Annotated in this window: 14 protein-coding genes and 1 pseudogene; 8 read left to right on the forward strand and 7 right to left on the reverse strand. The window is 69.5% G+C overall.

Annotated features, from left to right (window positions below; all coding sequences use genetic code 11):
* A pseudogene (locus tag I0C86_RS33050) lies at positions 1-993 on the forward strand (hypothetical protein); the annotation flags it as partial.
* Between the two features lie 102 nt (positions 994-1,095).
* Here the strand turns inward: I0C86_RS33050 and I0C86_RS33055 are convergent.
* Positions 1,096-2,457, reverse strand: coding sequence for a GNAT family N-acetyltransferase (locus I0C86_RS33055; protein ID WP_323373985.1), 1,362 nt, complete (start codon positions 2,455-2,457; stop codon positions 1,096-1,098).
* Between the two features lie 95 nt (positions 2,458-2,552).
* Between I0C86_RS33055 and I0C86_RS33060 the strand changes: the two genes are divergently transcribed.
* The 4 genes from I0C86_RS33060 to I0C86_RS33075 all read left to right on the forward strand — a co-directional run bounded on the left by I0C86_RS33060 (position 2,553) and on the right by I0C86_RS33075 (position 5,146).
* The gene (locus tag I0C86_RS33060; protein ID WP_196205231.1) at positions 2,553-3,155 is read left to right on the forward strand and encodes a TetR/AcrR family transcriptional regulator; all 603 of its coding nucleotides are present in this window, start codon (positions 2,553-2,555) and stop codon (positions 3,153-3,155) included.
* A 49-nt stretch (positions 3,156-3,204) separates the two neighbouring features.
* Positions 3,205-3,642 carry a MarR family winged helix-turn-helix transcriptional regulator gene (locus tag I0C86_RS33065; protein WP_196205232.1) on the forward strand — a complete coding sequence of 146 codons (438 nt, stop codon included), beginning with the start codon at positions 3,205-3,207 and terminating at the stop codon, positions 3,640-3,642.
* Positions 3,629-4,153, forward strand: a complete 525-nt coding sequence (locus tag I0C86_RS33070; protein WP_196205233.1) for an aspartate carbamoyltransferase — start codon at positions 3,629-3,631, stop codon at positions 4,151-4,153. Before I0C86_RS33065 ends, I0C86_RS33070 begins: the two co-directional genes overlap by 14 nt.
* Before the next feature lie 342 nt (positions 4,154-4,495).
* Complete coding sequence (locus I0C86_RS33075) at positions 4,496-5,146, forward strand: DsbA family oxidoreductase (RefSeq protein ID WP_196205234.1); 651 nt, start codon at positions 4,496-4,498, stop codon at positions 5,144-5,146.
* A 27-nt stretch (positions 5,147-5,173) separates the two neighbouring features.
* Here the strand turns inward: I0C86_RS33075 and I0C86_RS33080 are convergent, their stop codons facing one another.
* The 5 genes from I0C86_RS33080 to I0C86_RS33100 all read right to left on the reverse strand — a co-directional run bounded on the left by I0C86_RS33080 (position 5,174) and on the right by I0C86_RS33100 (position 9,644).
* Positions 5,174-6,604, reverse strand: coding sequence for a serine hydrolase domain-containing protein (locus I0C86_RS33080; protein ID WP_196205235.1), 1,431 nt, complete (start codon positions 6,602-6,604; stop codon positions 5,174-5,176).
* A gap of 289 nt (positions 6,605-6,893) precedes the next feature.
* The gene (locus I0C86_RS33085) at positions 6,894-7,565 is read right to left on the reverse strand and encodes an RICIN domain-containing protein (protein WP_196205236.1); all 672 of its coding nucleotides are present in this window, start codon (positions 7,563-7,565) and stop codon (positions 6,894-6,896) included.
* Positions 7,566-7,868: 303 nt separating this feature from the next.
* Positions 7,869-8,207: a VOC family protein gene (locus I0C86_RS33090; RefSeq protein ID WP_323373986.1), complete on the reverse strand. Its 339-nt coding sequence runs from the start codon at positions 8,205-8,207 to the stop codon at positions 7,869-7,871.
* 346 nt (positions 8,208-8,553) lie between these two features.
* On the reverse strand, positions 8,554-8,778 hold the full coding sequence (locus I0C86_RS33095; RefSeq protein WP_196205238.1) for a DUF397 domain-containing protein: 225 nt from the start codon (positions 8,776-8,778) through the stop codon (positions 8,554-8,556).
* The gene (locus I0C86_RS33100; protein WP_196205239.1) at positions 8,778-9,644 is read right to left on the reverse strand and encodes a helix-turn-helix domain-containing protein; all 867 of its coding nucleotides are present in this window, start codon (positions 9,642-9,644) and stop codon (positions 8,778-8,780) included. Before I0C86_RS33100 ends, I0C86_RS33095 begins: the two co-directional genes overlap by 1 nt.
* Positions 9,645-10,196: 552 nt before the next feature.
* Here I0C86_RS33100 and I0C86_RS33105 point away from each other — a divergent pair.
* Both I0C86_RS33105 and I0C86_RS33110 read left to right on the forward strand, forming a co-directional pair.
* Positions 10,197-10,520 (forward strand): hypothetical protein, encoded by a 324-nt coding sequence (locus I0C86_RS33105; protein WP_323373987.1) that lies wholly within the window; start codon positions 10,197-10,199, stop codon positions 10,518-10,520.
* Positions 10,521-10,531: 11 nt separating this feature from the next.
* On the forward strand, positions 10,532-11,188 hold the full coding sequence (locus tag I0C86_RS33110; RefSeq protein WP_196205240.1) for a hypothetical protein: 657 nt from the start codon (positions 10,532-10,534) through the stop codon (positions 11,186-11,188).
* A 135-nt stretch (positions 11,189-11,323) separates the two neighbouring features.
* Here the strand turns inward: I0C86_RS33110 and I0C86_RS33115 are convergent, their stop codons facing one another.
* Positions 11,324-12,316, reverse strand: a complete 993-nt coding sequence (locus I0C86_RS33115) for a hypothetical protein (RefSeq protein WP_196205241.1) — start codon at positions 12,314-12,316, stop codon at positions 11,324-11,326.
* 89 nt (positions 12,317-12,405) lie between these two features.
* Between I0C86_RS33115 and I0C86_RS33120 the strand changes: the two genes are divergently transcribed.
* Positions 12,406-12,672 (forward strand): hypothetical protein, encoded by a 267-nt coding sequence (locus I0C86_RS33120; protein WP_196205242.1) that lies wholly within the window; start codon positions 12,406-12,408, stop codon positions 12,670-12,672.
* Positions 12,673-12,878: the final 206 nt, after the last annotated feature.

Genomic DNA, 12,878 nt, shown 5'->3' on the forward strand with positions numbered 1-12,878 from the left:
GACGTGACCGGGCGGGATGGTGACCTGGCGGGGCCGGGCCGCACCCCGACCGAACGGTTGCCGGATGAGTCGGCGGATGTGGACCGTACCGAACCGGATCCCGCCGTTCTCGCCGCCGACGACCTGCTGCTCGACCTCCTGGGCCGGGGTGCGTCGGCACCGGCTGACGACCCGATCGCCGGACTGATGGCGGCCTGGCGTGCGGACCTCGACGCCGAGCAGCCAGCCGCTCCGGTCGACGACCTCGTGGTGTCCCGGACGATGCCGGCGCCCGGTCCGCAGCCGACCCGGGTACGCCCGCCTCGACCGGGGCCGCCCGTTGGCGTCCGTCGACCCGGTCGGCTCCGCTCCGACCCGCCGCGACCCGTGCCGGGGCTCCGGCCTCGGCGGACCCCACTGGTCCGGCGACTGGCCCTCGTCGCCGTGGTCGCGATCGTCGCCACCGCCCTGCTGGGGCTCGGCGTCAACCGGGCGGGGCCGACGAGTCCGTTGTGGCCCATCGCGGCGGCGGTCTATCCGGACCGGTCCGCCGTCCGGGTCGTCGAGCACACCCTCACGCTCGCCGAGGACGCCTTGGCGGCGGGCCGGTACGACGACGCGCGTTCCCGGTTGGATCAGGCTCTCGTCCAGGTCGCGGAGGTACGTCGCCCGGAGCCGGCGGAACGCCTGCGGGCCGACATCGAACGAATCCGGCGCGGGCTGCCCGGTGCAGGTCCGGACGAGGTGGAGCCGGACGGGCGTACGACGTCGGGCGCCGTCCCGGCCGTACCGGTGCCGCCGACCCCGCCCAGCGGCGGCCCGGCACCGACGCGTACGCCGGGTGGGGGCGCGTCGCCGGCCGGTCGGCCCCCCGCCGCCTCGGATCCGCCACCGGCCAACCCGTCGCCCCGGCAGGTGCTGCCGTTGCCCGTACCGGTGCTGCCGTCGCTACTGCCCTCGGGACTGCCGGTGCTGCCCAGCGGTGGTTGCCTGCTGCTCTGTCCGCCGGACTGAACCGCGGCCGCGAGCTGTCCGTGCTCCGGCCGCCGCACCGTCTGGCTACGGCGTCAGCTTGCCCGCTGGTTGCCCGCTGGTTGCCCGCTGGTTGCCCGCTGGTCAGTTGCGGGGCCAGACCCGGACCGGCACCCGGGGGAACGCCGTCGTCAGGAAATGTTCGGTGAGGCGGTCGCGGAGGAGGCAGTCCGGCCAGGTGTCCAGCACTTCGGGCAGTGTGCGGTGGCCGAGGGCGAGCGGTAGCAGGGCGCCGGGCGGGATGGCGGCGTGGATCCGGGGGTCGGTGGACGGGCTGACGGCGGCCGGTACCGCCGTTACCGCCGTCAGTTCCCCGTCGGTGAACTCCAGTCGGGCGGCGCGACCGTACATCTCGATGGTCAGCGCCGGCTCGTGCCACCGGAGGTCGGCCGCTTGCCAGCGATCCCGCAGCAGCGGCAGCAGCCGGGCGAGCAGGTCGACCGGGTCGCCTGTGCGGGCGTACCAGCCTCTGGGCCGCGTCGGAACGCCGGGTGGGCCGAGTCGGGCCAGCGGGTGGTTCGGGTCGAGGAGGAGACGGACCGCGGTGAACGGCCGCCCCGCCGATGCCTCGTACCGCCGACCCAGGTGGCCCAGGTGTGCGTGCATGGCGACGGCGGCCCGCGGCCAGTCGGCCGGTCGAGTACAGGCCGCCGCGAGCACGGTCAGCTCTCCGGCGGTGGAGAGCCGGGCGGTGTGGACCAGGTAACCCCGTACGTCGGCGTCGTGCACCAGCACGGCGATGGTGCGCCGGGCCAGGTCCGCTGGACGGCGTCCGGCGATCTCGTACCGCCACACCTCGGCGTTCCTCGGGCAGACCAGGGCGTCCCCGCCGGTGAGGCGCCGGTCGATGTCGGCGAGGTCGTCCGCGTCGGCGACGGTGGCCGGGCGCATCGTCAGGCTGCCGCCGGAGCCGCCGGCCCGGTCGGGCTCCGTGGCCGGCAGCGCGGCGGCGGGCACCGTCGGAGCGCCGTCGTTCGCGAGGGCGTACTCGTAACCGAGCCGCCGGTAGAAGTAGGGGATGCCCTCGATGATCTGGACCGGCACACCGCTGGCCGCGTACCGCTGGTGCAGCGAGGCGAACAGCCGGTCGGTGAGGCGGTTCCCGCGGTGCTCCGGCGCCGTGCCGACCAGCTCGATCTGGGCGACCGGCAGCCGGACCCCGGCCAGGCTCCAGTCCTGCCGCAACCCGACGAGGCTGGCCACCGGGCGACCGGTGGTGGAGTCCTCGGCGACCAGGAAGTCATCGGGTACGACCGAGGGATGACCGGCCAGCAGGTCTTCGACCCAGGCGGCGATGCCGGGGTGCGGTTGTCCGCCGGTCGCCGCCTGAAGCTGGACCGATGCGTGCAGGCGAGCGAGTTCGACGGCGTCGGAGGCTCGGCCCGGCCGGACCGTGTAACGGTCGGTTGTCGGGATGGTCGCGTTCGCGGTCGTGGACTCGGGCACGAGGATCGCCTCCAGGGGCTAAGTCGTACAGTGTCTGTTCAAGATCTGGCGGGTACTGTAACCCGTACACACACTGTTCGACTTAAGGAGGTTGCATGCCTCACGCCGCCGCCAGGTCGGTCCGCCGGGCGGACGCACGGCAGAACGCCGAAAAGATCGTGCAAGCGGCCGTCAGCCGCCTCGGGCGGGACGCCGAGGCGAGCATGAACGACATCGCCGGGGAGGCGGGGGTCGGCAGGGTCACCCTGTACGGGCACTTCCCGTCCCGGCAGGCCCTGGTCGAAGCGGCGTTGGTCCGGCTGTTGAGCCAGGGAGAGGACGTGTTGGCGGCCATCGACCTCACCGGCGATCCCCGCGACGGCCTGCGGACGCTGATGGAATCGGGCTGGCTGCTGCTCGCCCAGGCGGCCTCGGTACTGCTGGCGGCGCAGGCGACCCTGCCGCCCGGCCGCGTGCAGGAATTGCACGCGAAACCCGAGCGACGGGTTCACAACCTGATCCGTCGCGGCCAGACCGAAGGCGTCTTCCGGGCCGACATTCCGGCCGACCTGCTGGCCAGCACCCTCCATCACATCCTGCACGGTGCGGCGACCGACGTCGCGGCCGGGCGGCTCGATGCGACAGAGGCGCCACGCTTCGTCGCCGAGATGACCCTGGCCATCTGCGCGGTTCCGCCCGCCCCGCCGCAGCACGACTGAACCGACGAAGTGGTTGCATCATCGAACCATCTGGTTGTACGGTCGAACCATGCAGAGCGGGGAGGTCGACGCCGCGCAGGAGGCCCTGATGCGGTTCGTCCGTAACTTCGGCCTCCATCAGCCGGACCGCACCCCGTGCGGGCAGCCGCTGCCGGTCTCGGAGGCACACGCCATGGTGGAGATCGCCCGCGAGGGACGGATCCGCCAGGTGGAACTGGCTCGCCGGTTGCGGTTGGAGAAGAGCACCGTCAGTCGCCTGGTCGGCAACCTGGTCAGCCGGGGATGGGTGCACCGGGAGGTAGCCGACGGTGATGGCCGCGGCGTGCTGCTGGTGCTCACCGACACAGGTACCACCGCTGCCGCCCGGCAGGCCGACGCCCGCCGCGACCGGCTCACCGCCCTGCTCGATCGCGTACCCGATGACCAGCGCGTCGCCGTGGTGCGCGCGCTCCAGATGCTCGCGGAGGCCGCTGTTGAACCGTCCTGACCGTTCCCGAGCCCGTCCAGCCCTGCTCCTGGTCGTCGCCGCCGCTGCCGCGCTGAGCAGCGGCTGCGCCGAGGATTCGGCAACGCCGACGCCGACACCGGCGACCTCCAGCCGACAGGCGGATGTCGCCGAGCGGGGCGCGTCCGTCATGCCGTTCGACCTGGCACGCACCACCCACCGGTTCACCAAGACCGGCAGCGGCGGCGTGCAGACCGTGGTCGCCGACGACCCGCAGGACAGCACCCAGATCAGACTCATCGGGCAACACCTGACCGCAGAGGTCGACCGCTTCCGACGCGGCGACTTCACCGATCCCGCCCGCATCCACGGCAACGAGATGCCCGGCCTGGAAACGCTACGTACGCACGGCGGACGAATCACCATCGACTACGAGACCACCCCGGACGGGGGACGCGTCACCTACACCACCAGCGACGCCGAGCTTCGCGATGCCCTGCACCACTGGTTCGACGCCCAGGTCAGCGACCACGGCCAGCACGCCACCCGCTAGCCCAGGTGGAAATGCCCCCCGAGAGGGCCGTCCCGTGCTGAGGCATAATTAGGCTAGGAACAATAAGTAACTGAGGAGACTTGATGAGTGTGTCCAGCTCGGCAGGGGGATCGACGGCGCAGCAACCGAACGTCCCGTGCGACGAACCGCCGGCTGACCGGCCGTCAGTTCCCGAGTCGGTGGCGTCGGCGTCGCTTCCGAAGGTGTCCGGTCTGGTGTTCCTGGGTGTCGAGGATGCGCAGGCGTGCTCGGACGGCACCTGCCGGTGAGTGAGCCCGTAGGCGAGTCAGTGCGCGGTTCTGGCGTGGTTCTGTGAGCGGTTCTGGAAGCGAGGAGACAACGGTGAGAGTCGAAGTGTGGTCCGACGTCGTCTGCCCGTGGTGCTACATCGGCAAGCGGCGGCTGGAGACGGCGCTCGCCCAGTTCGAGCACGCCGACGAGGTCGAGGTGGTCTGGCGGAGCTTCCAGCTCGACCCGACGTACCCGAAGGGCGACCCGCAGCCGGTGCACGAGCAGTTGCAGAAGAAGTTCGGCGGATCGCTCGCCCAGGTCCGTGCGATGACCGATCACGTGACGGCGCTCGCGGCCGAGGAGGGCCTGGCGTACGACCTGGGCCGGTCCATCATGGTCAACACCGTTGACGCCCATCGGCTCACCCACCTGGCGAAGGCACACGGGCTGGGTGGGGAGATGCACGAGCGCCTGCTCCGGGCCCAGTTGATGGAGGGGGAGACGCTCGACGACCACGACACGCTCGTCCGGCTCGGTGCCGAGGTCGGGGTGCCGGCCGACGAGGCTCGCCGGGTGCTGGCCGGGAACGAGTACGCCCGCGACTTCGCCGAAGACGTCCGGGAGGCTCGGGCGCTCGGCGCGACCGGTGTGCCGTTCTTCGTGCTCGACCGGAAGTACGGCATCTCCGGCGCACAACCGGCCGAGGCGTTCCTGTCCGCGCTGCGTACGGCGCACGGCGAGGCGCGTACGCCGGCCCGCTGAGGAGGGGGCCCCTACCAGGGGCGTTTTTTACGCGACGTCGGGCCGTGTCATCAGCGGCGACCGCAGGTGCGACGCCAGGCTGGGGCTGCTCAGGGGCACGGTGCTCCACGTCGCGACCGCTGTCCCCGCGTCGGCGTCGACCACCAGCCGGACCCGGTGCGGGGTGGTGATGACCCAAAGGTCGGCGACGAACGTGCTGCCCTGCCAGGCGCCGGCCGCGACGACAGGGCGGCCCAGCGGTGAGCTTTCCCGCCATTCGCCGTGGCCGACATCGACGTCGAGGGACGACCCGAATCGCAGCAGCCACCCACCGTCCACGGGATCGACGGCCACGGTGGTTCCGTCGGGCAGCGGCGAGTCCATGACGGTGCCGTCGAGTCTCGCCTTGACCGAACGCTGTTCAGCGGCCGAACCCGGCACCGGCGACAATGACAGCCGCCACAACCGATCGGCGAGGATCTCGTCGTCCCGGGCGCTTCCAGGATGGTCCATGCCGGGCGCCAGACACTCCCATATTATGTCGGGCACCGTCGACGTCTGGGTGTTGGCGCTGGTCACGGCAACCACGAGATCGAGCGACGGAACGACCACGCAATGTTGGCCGTAGGCGCCGTCGGCGTAGTAACCGTGACGCGACATCCAGAACTGGTAGCCGTACCCGCGCGCCGAGTCGGCATCCTGCGATCCGTCCCCGGCTTGCAGGACCTCGATGTGCTGCCTGGTCGCGAGTTCCACCCATTCGCGTGGGACGAGCTGCCGGTCGCCCCAGCGGCCTCCGCGCAGCAGCAGTACGCCGAAGGCGGCGACGGCCTCGGTCGTGAGGTGCAGTCCGTGGAATCCGAAGACGGCACCGCTGCCCACCCGATCCCACTCGGCGTGGTCGACGCCCATCGGGTTGAAGAGGCGGTCGTCGAGCAGTTCCGGGAGGCTGCGGCCGGTGACCCGTTCCACCATCCGGGCCAGGATGTAGGTGGTCGGGTTGTCGTAGGCGTGCAGGGTTCCCTCGGCCTCGGGAAACGGTACGCGTAGGAAGCCCTTCACCAGGTCGTCCGGCTCCAGTTGCCAGGCCTCGGCGAGGCTGTCCGTACGGTGTCCGGTCGTCATGGACAGCAGATGGTGAACGGTGAGGCGGCGTCCCTGCTCCGAGATGTCGGCCGGAACGTGGTCGGGAAGCACGTCCACCACCCGATCGTCCAACGAGAGCAGCCCGTCGGAGATCACGAGCCCCACGGCGACCGAGGTGAACGACTTGGTCACCGAGTAGAGAAGGTGCGGGCGTTCCGCCGAGTACGGCGCCCACCAGCCTTCGGCGACAACGTGACCGTGGCGTACGACCATGATGGAGTGACACTCGACGGACTCCGCCTCGAGTCGGTCCAGCAGCGCGGCAACCGCGCGGGACGAGATCCCCGAGGCGACCGGTGTCGAGCGCGGCAGCAGGCTGCGCTGAGCAGGCATCCGGGCACCCTCACGAAACCGCCCGATCGAGTTACGGGAGACATCGCCGAGGCTGGTCATTGCCTGGACCCCTGCCGTCGCAGGACCAGCCAGATCGTTCCGGCCACCGCGGCCGTGAACGGCAGCAGGCAGCAGAGGATGGCGAGGAGGAGATGCCACGGCTTGATAGCGCCCATGGCAGGCGACGGTAGCGGTCGGCCGCGTTGTCCGCTGGCCCGGGTCTCGGTCCTGTCGACGCCCGACCCGGGCCGGCGGTGCGGTGCCGTGCCGTGCCGTGCCGTGCCGGGGCTCAGTTGGCCAGGGACCAGTTCTGGTTGGTCCAGCCGTTGCAGGCCCACAACTGGACTTTCGAGCCGTTGGCCGGGATGGTGGTCCGATCGCCGTCGAGGCACTCGCCGCCGTAGTAGTTCCGGAACTGGGCGCCGTTCCAGATCCAGACCTGGTTGGTCCAGCCGTTGCAGGCCCACAACTGGACTTTCGAGCCGTTGGCCGGAATGGTGGTCCGATCGCCGTCGAGGCACTGGCCGCCGTAGTAGTTCTGTATCCGGTAGTAGCCGACCGGATATCCACTCGCCGAGGTGAGTATCCAGGCCTGGTTGGTCCAGCGGTTACACGCCCACAATTGCACCCTCGAGCCGTTGGCGGGAATGGTGTTGCGGTCGCCGTCGAGGCATTGGCCGTAATAGCCGTTGCGGACGTACTGGAAGAAGTAGCTGGCGCGGATCCCCGACCTGGACTCGGTCGAGCCGGCCCTGGGAAGCTGCGACAGGTCGGTCAGCTTCAGGGTGACCGTGCTGGTCGAGGCCGGGTCGGCCGCTCCGGCGTCCGATCGATCCGGTGCGGCGTACGCCGCACCGGCGGTCATCGTCAGCGCCACTCCGACCGCCGTGAGCGTCACGGCGAGCCGGTGGCCGAGTCGGCGTGCACTGCCGATCTCCGAACAGTTTGACAACAGTTTCATGTCCGTTCCCCGATCTGTCGCTGGTGTCGCGTCGTGCATGCACTGCCGAATCTCGACGACGGTATCCAGAAATCGGGCAATCGGCTGTCACCAAAGGGACTGACCTGGCGGCCGGTGGTACGGCGGAATACTGAAACAAATTCCGATGTGACTACTGCGAAGCGTCGCCATCGCCACCTGTCCGGGCAAGAAGCCCGGCCGGCAACCGATGCCCTCTTCGAGGCGGCCAGCAGATGATGAACCGCTCGCCCAGGCCTGAGCGCTACGGCGTCTGACGGGGGATACGTGTCAACGCCGGTGATGTCAGGAAGACGTCAGGCAGAAGGGGTGGCCAGCCGGATCCAGGAGTACCCGCCAGCGTCCGTCGCCGGGCTGATAGTCCGGTTTGGCCGCGCCGAGTCCCAGGGCCAGCTCTTCCATCGCATCGAGGTCGTCAGCGCGGAAATCCAGGTGGAACTGTTGTGGCACGTCCTGACCCGGCCACTGCGGAGCCCGGTATCCATCAACCCTCTGGAACCCCAGATCACAGCCGGAGTCGTCCGTCAGAGCGACGAACTCGTCCGCACTGAATAGTTCGCGCATCCCGGTCAGTGCACCGTAGAAGCCCGCCAGCGTCTGCGGGTCGGCACAGTCCAGAGTCACCCCTCGCAGTACAGCGCCTGGCACCATTCGCTCCTTCGCGGCCGCGCGTCTGACTCCGTGAGCCGCCGCTGCACGCGATCACCGGCCACAGCCACACCGTACTCGCCAGATCCACCGCTGAAGTAGCGGTTTACCCCTGCCTCGGCGCAACGGGTGGCGGTGACCGGCGCTTTCGACACACGCCCTGATCGACCGCCGCCGCGCCGCCGCGCCGGTGAACCGTCGCGGGTGCTGTGCGCTGGACCGCGCTGGGCTGCGCAACGCCGGGCCTGCCGGGTAACCATCGCCGGGCCGGGTCACCGTAGCGGGCCGGTCGCCGTGCCGGCCCCGGGATCACCGGGAACGGTCAGGCGGGCGGGGTGAAGTCGAACTCGCCGTCCTTGGCGCCGCCGAGGAAGGCGTCCCACTCCTCGCGGGTGTAGACGATCACGGCGGCGTCCGGGGCCTTGCTGTGTCGTACGGCGACCCGGCCGGAACCGTCCAGCAGCGGACCCGCCTCGACACAACTACCGCCGTTACTGTTGCTCTTCGTGCTGATGTGCCAGCCAACCGCCGGCAGGGACTCGCTCATCACCGCTCCTCCGCGATCGTCGCGATCAGCTTCGCCGACCCGGGCGGGTCGAGTGCGATTTGTTGCAACCGAGCGTACGCCTCCGCGTACCGCTTGGATTTCGGCGCTTCCATGAAGAGCCGGCCGCCGAGCGTCTCGGCATAGGCGACCTCGGGGTAGGGCTTCGGCATCCTGAACAGGACGAATGAGCCATCCAGGCCGGGGTGCAGGCCGACGGTGGCGGGCAGCACCCGGACGTCCAGATTGGGCCGCCGGCACAACGCCCCGAGGTGGGTCAGTTGGCCGCGCATCAGCGCCGGCCCGCCGACCGGGCGCCGCAGCACGCTCTCGTCGAGCACCGCCGAGACGGTGACGCCGAACCCGGGCTCCAGCACCCGCTGCCGGTCCAGTCGCAACTGCATCCACTTCGCGACCGAGAACGAGGTCGCCCGCTTCCCCTCGGCGTTGCGGATCACCGCCTCGGCGTACTCCGGGGTCTGCATCAGTCCCGGCATCAGCATCGCGTCGAACGAGCAGATCTGCTCGGCCCGGGTCTCCAACCAGGGAAAGTCGATGAACGAGGAGTCGACGATCTCGTCGTAGTCGTCGTCCCAGCGGTCGGTCCGCCAGGCGTCCTCGGCGAGTTGGACGAAGTGCGCCCGGGTACGCGGATCGTGCTCGCCGTAGAGGTCGAGCAGCGAGACCACGACCCCGCGCCGGAACGGCCAGTCGGCCCGTTCCCAGCGGGCCACGGAGGAGAAGTCGCGCTCCAGGAACTCGGCGGCTCGCTTCAACGTGAACCCGCGCTGCTCGCGCAGTTCCCGCATCTGCTGACCGAGCCACTGGGCGCGCAGGGTCTGCACAAAGGATTCGTTTTTCGCCGGCATGCTTCACCTCTCGGACGGATGGAACCGCAGCCAAGGAATTGGTGTCTCTTGCACCAAGACCGGAGCCACTGGAAACGTGGTCTCCGGGTGAAGGGGGATCACCGGCCCCCGGGAAAATCCGGTGCAAGCACGGCAACCGCGGCTGGTCCAACAGCCGAGAAGGTGACGAGGGCGGGCGTCGCGGGTGGCAGCCGCACTACCGGACCTCGTCGGGTCTCAACTGGAGCGTCGGGACCAGTTCCGATCCCGGCTCCGAACCGACTTGCCAAATACCTATCACGGAAAGGCTGCGCCGCGCGACCCCCGCACATCGGTCAACTGATGGCCTCGCCACTGTCCGACATGCTCTGGTGCCGTACTCGCCGAAGGAGGCTGCGGTGTCAGGGCGGGGCGATCCGGCCCGGATTCGGCAAACGGACCGGGTCGCCCCTTCCAGAACCCGTCAGAATTTGTTGAGAGGAATCAGCAGTGCACCCAGTTTCCCGAACGAGAAGCATCGGAAGTGCTGTTCCGCAACGGCGGCCGGCGCCGCCCAACCAGATAGCGGGACGGGTGTTCGACCCGCTGCCCCGAGCCGCCGTTGAGGCGTTCACCGGGCGGGACACCCCGATTCCCCGGTACGTCATCCATCTGCCCGCCACCAGCGCCGACCTGGCCGGGGCGGTGGAACTCGCGTACGGGCTGGCCCGCTCGCTCGACTTCCTGCCGGAGATCGACGCCGGGGAGACGACGGTGTCCGAGGAGGACGCGGAGCACGTACACCATCGGGTCTGTTGCGACCGGTTGTTGCCCGGACGCCGCCGCTGTGCCTTGCGGGCCCGGCACGACGGGCCCTGCGACACCGAGCCTCCGGGTCCTGGCGACCAGAGTCGGTAGGGTTCACCCTCGTGCGAGACAGGATCTGGTTTCCCGGCAACCCGTGGCCCGACGGCCACCGGATCACCGAGTTCCTCTGGACGGGCCGGCTCGACCGGTCGGGCTGGCTCTGGTTCGACCTGACGCTGAAGACGGCCGGCTACGACGAGGAGTTCGACGTCCCGGACAGCGAGGACGAGGACGTCTCCGACTGGGCCGCCCCGATCGTGTGGAACAACTACCACGCCTGCACGCTCTCCTCGCCCTGGGAGGACGCCATTGGACTGCTCGCCGCGACGCCGGAGCGACCCTTCCGGCTCGCCGACCCGCTACCGCAGCGGCTGACCGCCGACCCTTTGCCGATCGAGGATCTGGACGCCTCACCAGCGTTCCACGTGTACCTGCTCGGGCACGACACGGTCGCTGACCATACGCTGACGTTCACCGCTGACGGCTCGGGACGGCATCGCATCGACTGGACCGGCCGCATCGCGCTGAGCTACTTCGGAGACGAAGAGTTCCGCTACGAGTTCCGCGCCGAAATCCACGACGCGGGCCTGGCGCACATCGCACTTCCGGACGGCATGTCCGGCGAGGACGGCCGACGGCACCTGACACACCTGCTGGACGTACCGGAGCGGTTCGTGGAGTCTGCGGTGGATGGCAGGCTGGTGCTGCGGCAGGCGTAGGACCGCGCCCCCGGCCGCCGCGACGAGCGGCAAAGGCGCGCGCCTGCGCTGCGAATCGCGCATCCGGGCCGGGATGCGTCGTCCGGTGTCACCTGGCGACCTTGCCGGCGCCCTGACGCCCGGGCAAAGCCCAGGTCACGGAGTACTGGCGATCAGGACAGTCCCGACCGACGGCGTGGAGGGTCCGATGATCGTGGGATCGAGGCTGTGCTCGGCCGCGATGGTCGTCGCCCAGCAGTCTCCTCCCGTCGCCACCCACTCCGCGGCCAGGTCATCATCCGGATCCAGATCTTCGGGCTTGCCGGGAATTCCGAACGCGTCAAGCAGGTCCCGCTCGAGGCCGTACGGTTCGCCGATCGCCAATTCTGGAAACTCGGAGACCCACCGCCGGAGCACAGTGCCATGCCCGGCGATCAGCCATGCCTCACCGTCGTTCTGCTCGCAGTGGAAATATGCCTGAGCCTTGCCGAACCGCGCGCTGAGCTCCTCGCACATCCGGGTGACCTGATCGGTGCGGGCAAGGTACGGAAGGCCGAGCCACGCGCCGAACACCAGGATCCATCCGTTCAGGGCCGGAGTTACGACGACAGTCGAGAAACGGCCGGCACCGCTGTGCGCGATCTTGTCGACCATATCCACCCCGTCGGGCCACGTGCTCGGTCGTACATCCGTCAAGCCGAGCAGCCGCGTCACCGCGTCCTGATCCGAGGTGGCCACCGCGAGCCATGACAACCAGCAGGTGCGGACCGGCATCGGCTCATCGGCAGCGTCCACGATCGTTACTGTACGGTCGGCCGTCCCAGCGCCGGCAACGGTGTCGGGTCCCGCCAGATCCAGCGCAGTCCTCACGCTCGGACTGTTCAGGGTGGGAACGACAACGGCGGGGTGGGCCAGTACGAGGAGAGCAGGCGCGGGGCCTGGGCGTAGGAGGCCCGCGACGGCTTCATGGAGGTGCTCGGGAATGTCTTGCAGGTGGCGTTGTCCGGTGCGGATCTCTTCGAAGATCGCAGTCAGGATGGTGTAGTTGATCGGTTCCGCGTTGAGGTTGTCGGTCGTCGCCTGGCGGCGCCAGTAGGGCGAGGCGAACGGTCGGGCCAGGGCAGGCAGACGACACCCGAGATGCGGCATACAGCCGATACGTCGTCATCTCGTACTGCACCGGGCGAGCATAGAACCGCTGCCAAGGGGGGCCTGTGCCCTGCCTATACGGTCTGCGCATGGATGCCGCTCCCCAGCCGACTCTTGACGAGATCGAAGGCCGTTTTGTTGGGCTTGTCGGGGGTCGGCTGAGCCGGGACGAGGTCGACCGCTGGGCCGCCCGATGGGTGATGCAGGACGGCCTTGGCTGGGATGACCTCTCCTGGTGGGCGCTGAACCTCCTGTACGGAATTGATCTCCCTGCCGGTGCGGGCGGCGGTTACCTGCACGACGACGACCAGGTACAGCTCTGGCTCGCTGAGTTGAGGAAACGCCGGGCGGCATGACACGGCCGAAGCCCACGTCCCAGAGGCCCTGCGCTACTTCGCCCTCGACGGCACCGACCACGCCAGCCGCACAGGACAGGGCAGCATGATCCGCCGCTACGTCACCAATGGATCATGAACCAGATCGAGGTCATTCGAGACCCGGACAACAACACGTTGCTGCGCCGGGAACAACCACCCGAGCACTGCGAGGAAGGGAACAGAAA

Source organism: Plantactinospora alkalitolerans (genome assembly GCF_015690345.1).
Taxonomy (GTDB): domain Bacteria; phylum Actinomycetota; class Actinomycetes; order Mycobacteriales; family Micromonosporaceae; genus Plantactinospora; species Plantactinospora alkalitolerans.

Excerpts from the sequence above, each read along its gene's own strand:
- I0C86_RS33060 (WP_196205231.1), top strand. The coding sequence starts at position 2,553 with ATGCCTCACGCCGCCGCCAGGTCGGTCCGCCGGGCGGACGCACGGCAG.
- I0C86_RS33065 (WP_196205232.1), top strand. The coding sequence starts at position 3,205 with ATGCAGAGCGGGGAGGTCGACGCCGCGCAGGAGGCCCTGATGCGGTTC.
- I0C86_RS33080 (WP_196205235.1), bottom strand. The coding sequence starts at position 6,604 with ATGCCTGCTCAGCGCAGCCTGCTGCCGCGCTCGACACCGGTCGCCTCG.
- I0C86_RS33085 (WP_196205236.1), bottom strand. The coding sequence starts at position 7,565 with ATGAAACTGTTGTCAAACTGTTCGGAGATCGGCAGTGCACGCCGACTC.
- I0C86_RS33095 (WP_196205238.1), bottom strand. The coding sequence starts at position 8,778 with ATGAGCGAGTCCCTGCCGGCGGTTGGCTGGCACATCAGCACGAAGAGC.
- I0C86_RS33100 (WP_196205239.1), bottom strand. The coding sequence starts at position 9,644 with ATGCCGGCGAAAAACGAATCCTTTGTGCAGACCCTGCGCGCCCAGTGG.
- I0C86_RS33115 (WP_196205241.1), bottom strand. The coding sequence starts at position 12,316 with ATGCCGCATCTCGGGTGTCGTCTGCCTGCCCTGGCCCGACCGTTCGCC.
- I0C86_RS33120 (WP_196205242.1), top strand. The coding sequence starts at position 12,406 with ATGGATGCCGCTCCCCAGCCGACTCTTGACGAGATCGAAGGCCGTTTT.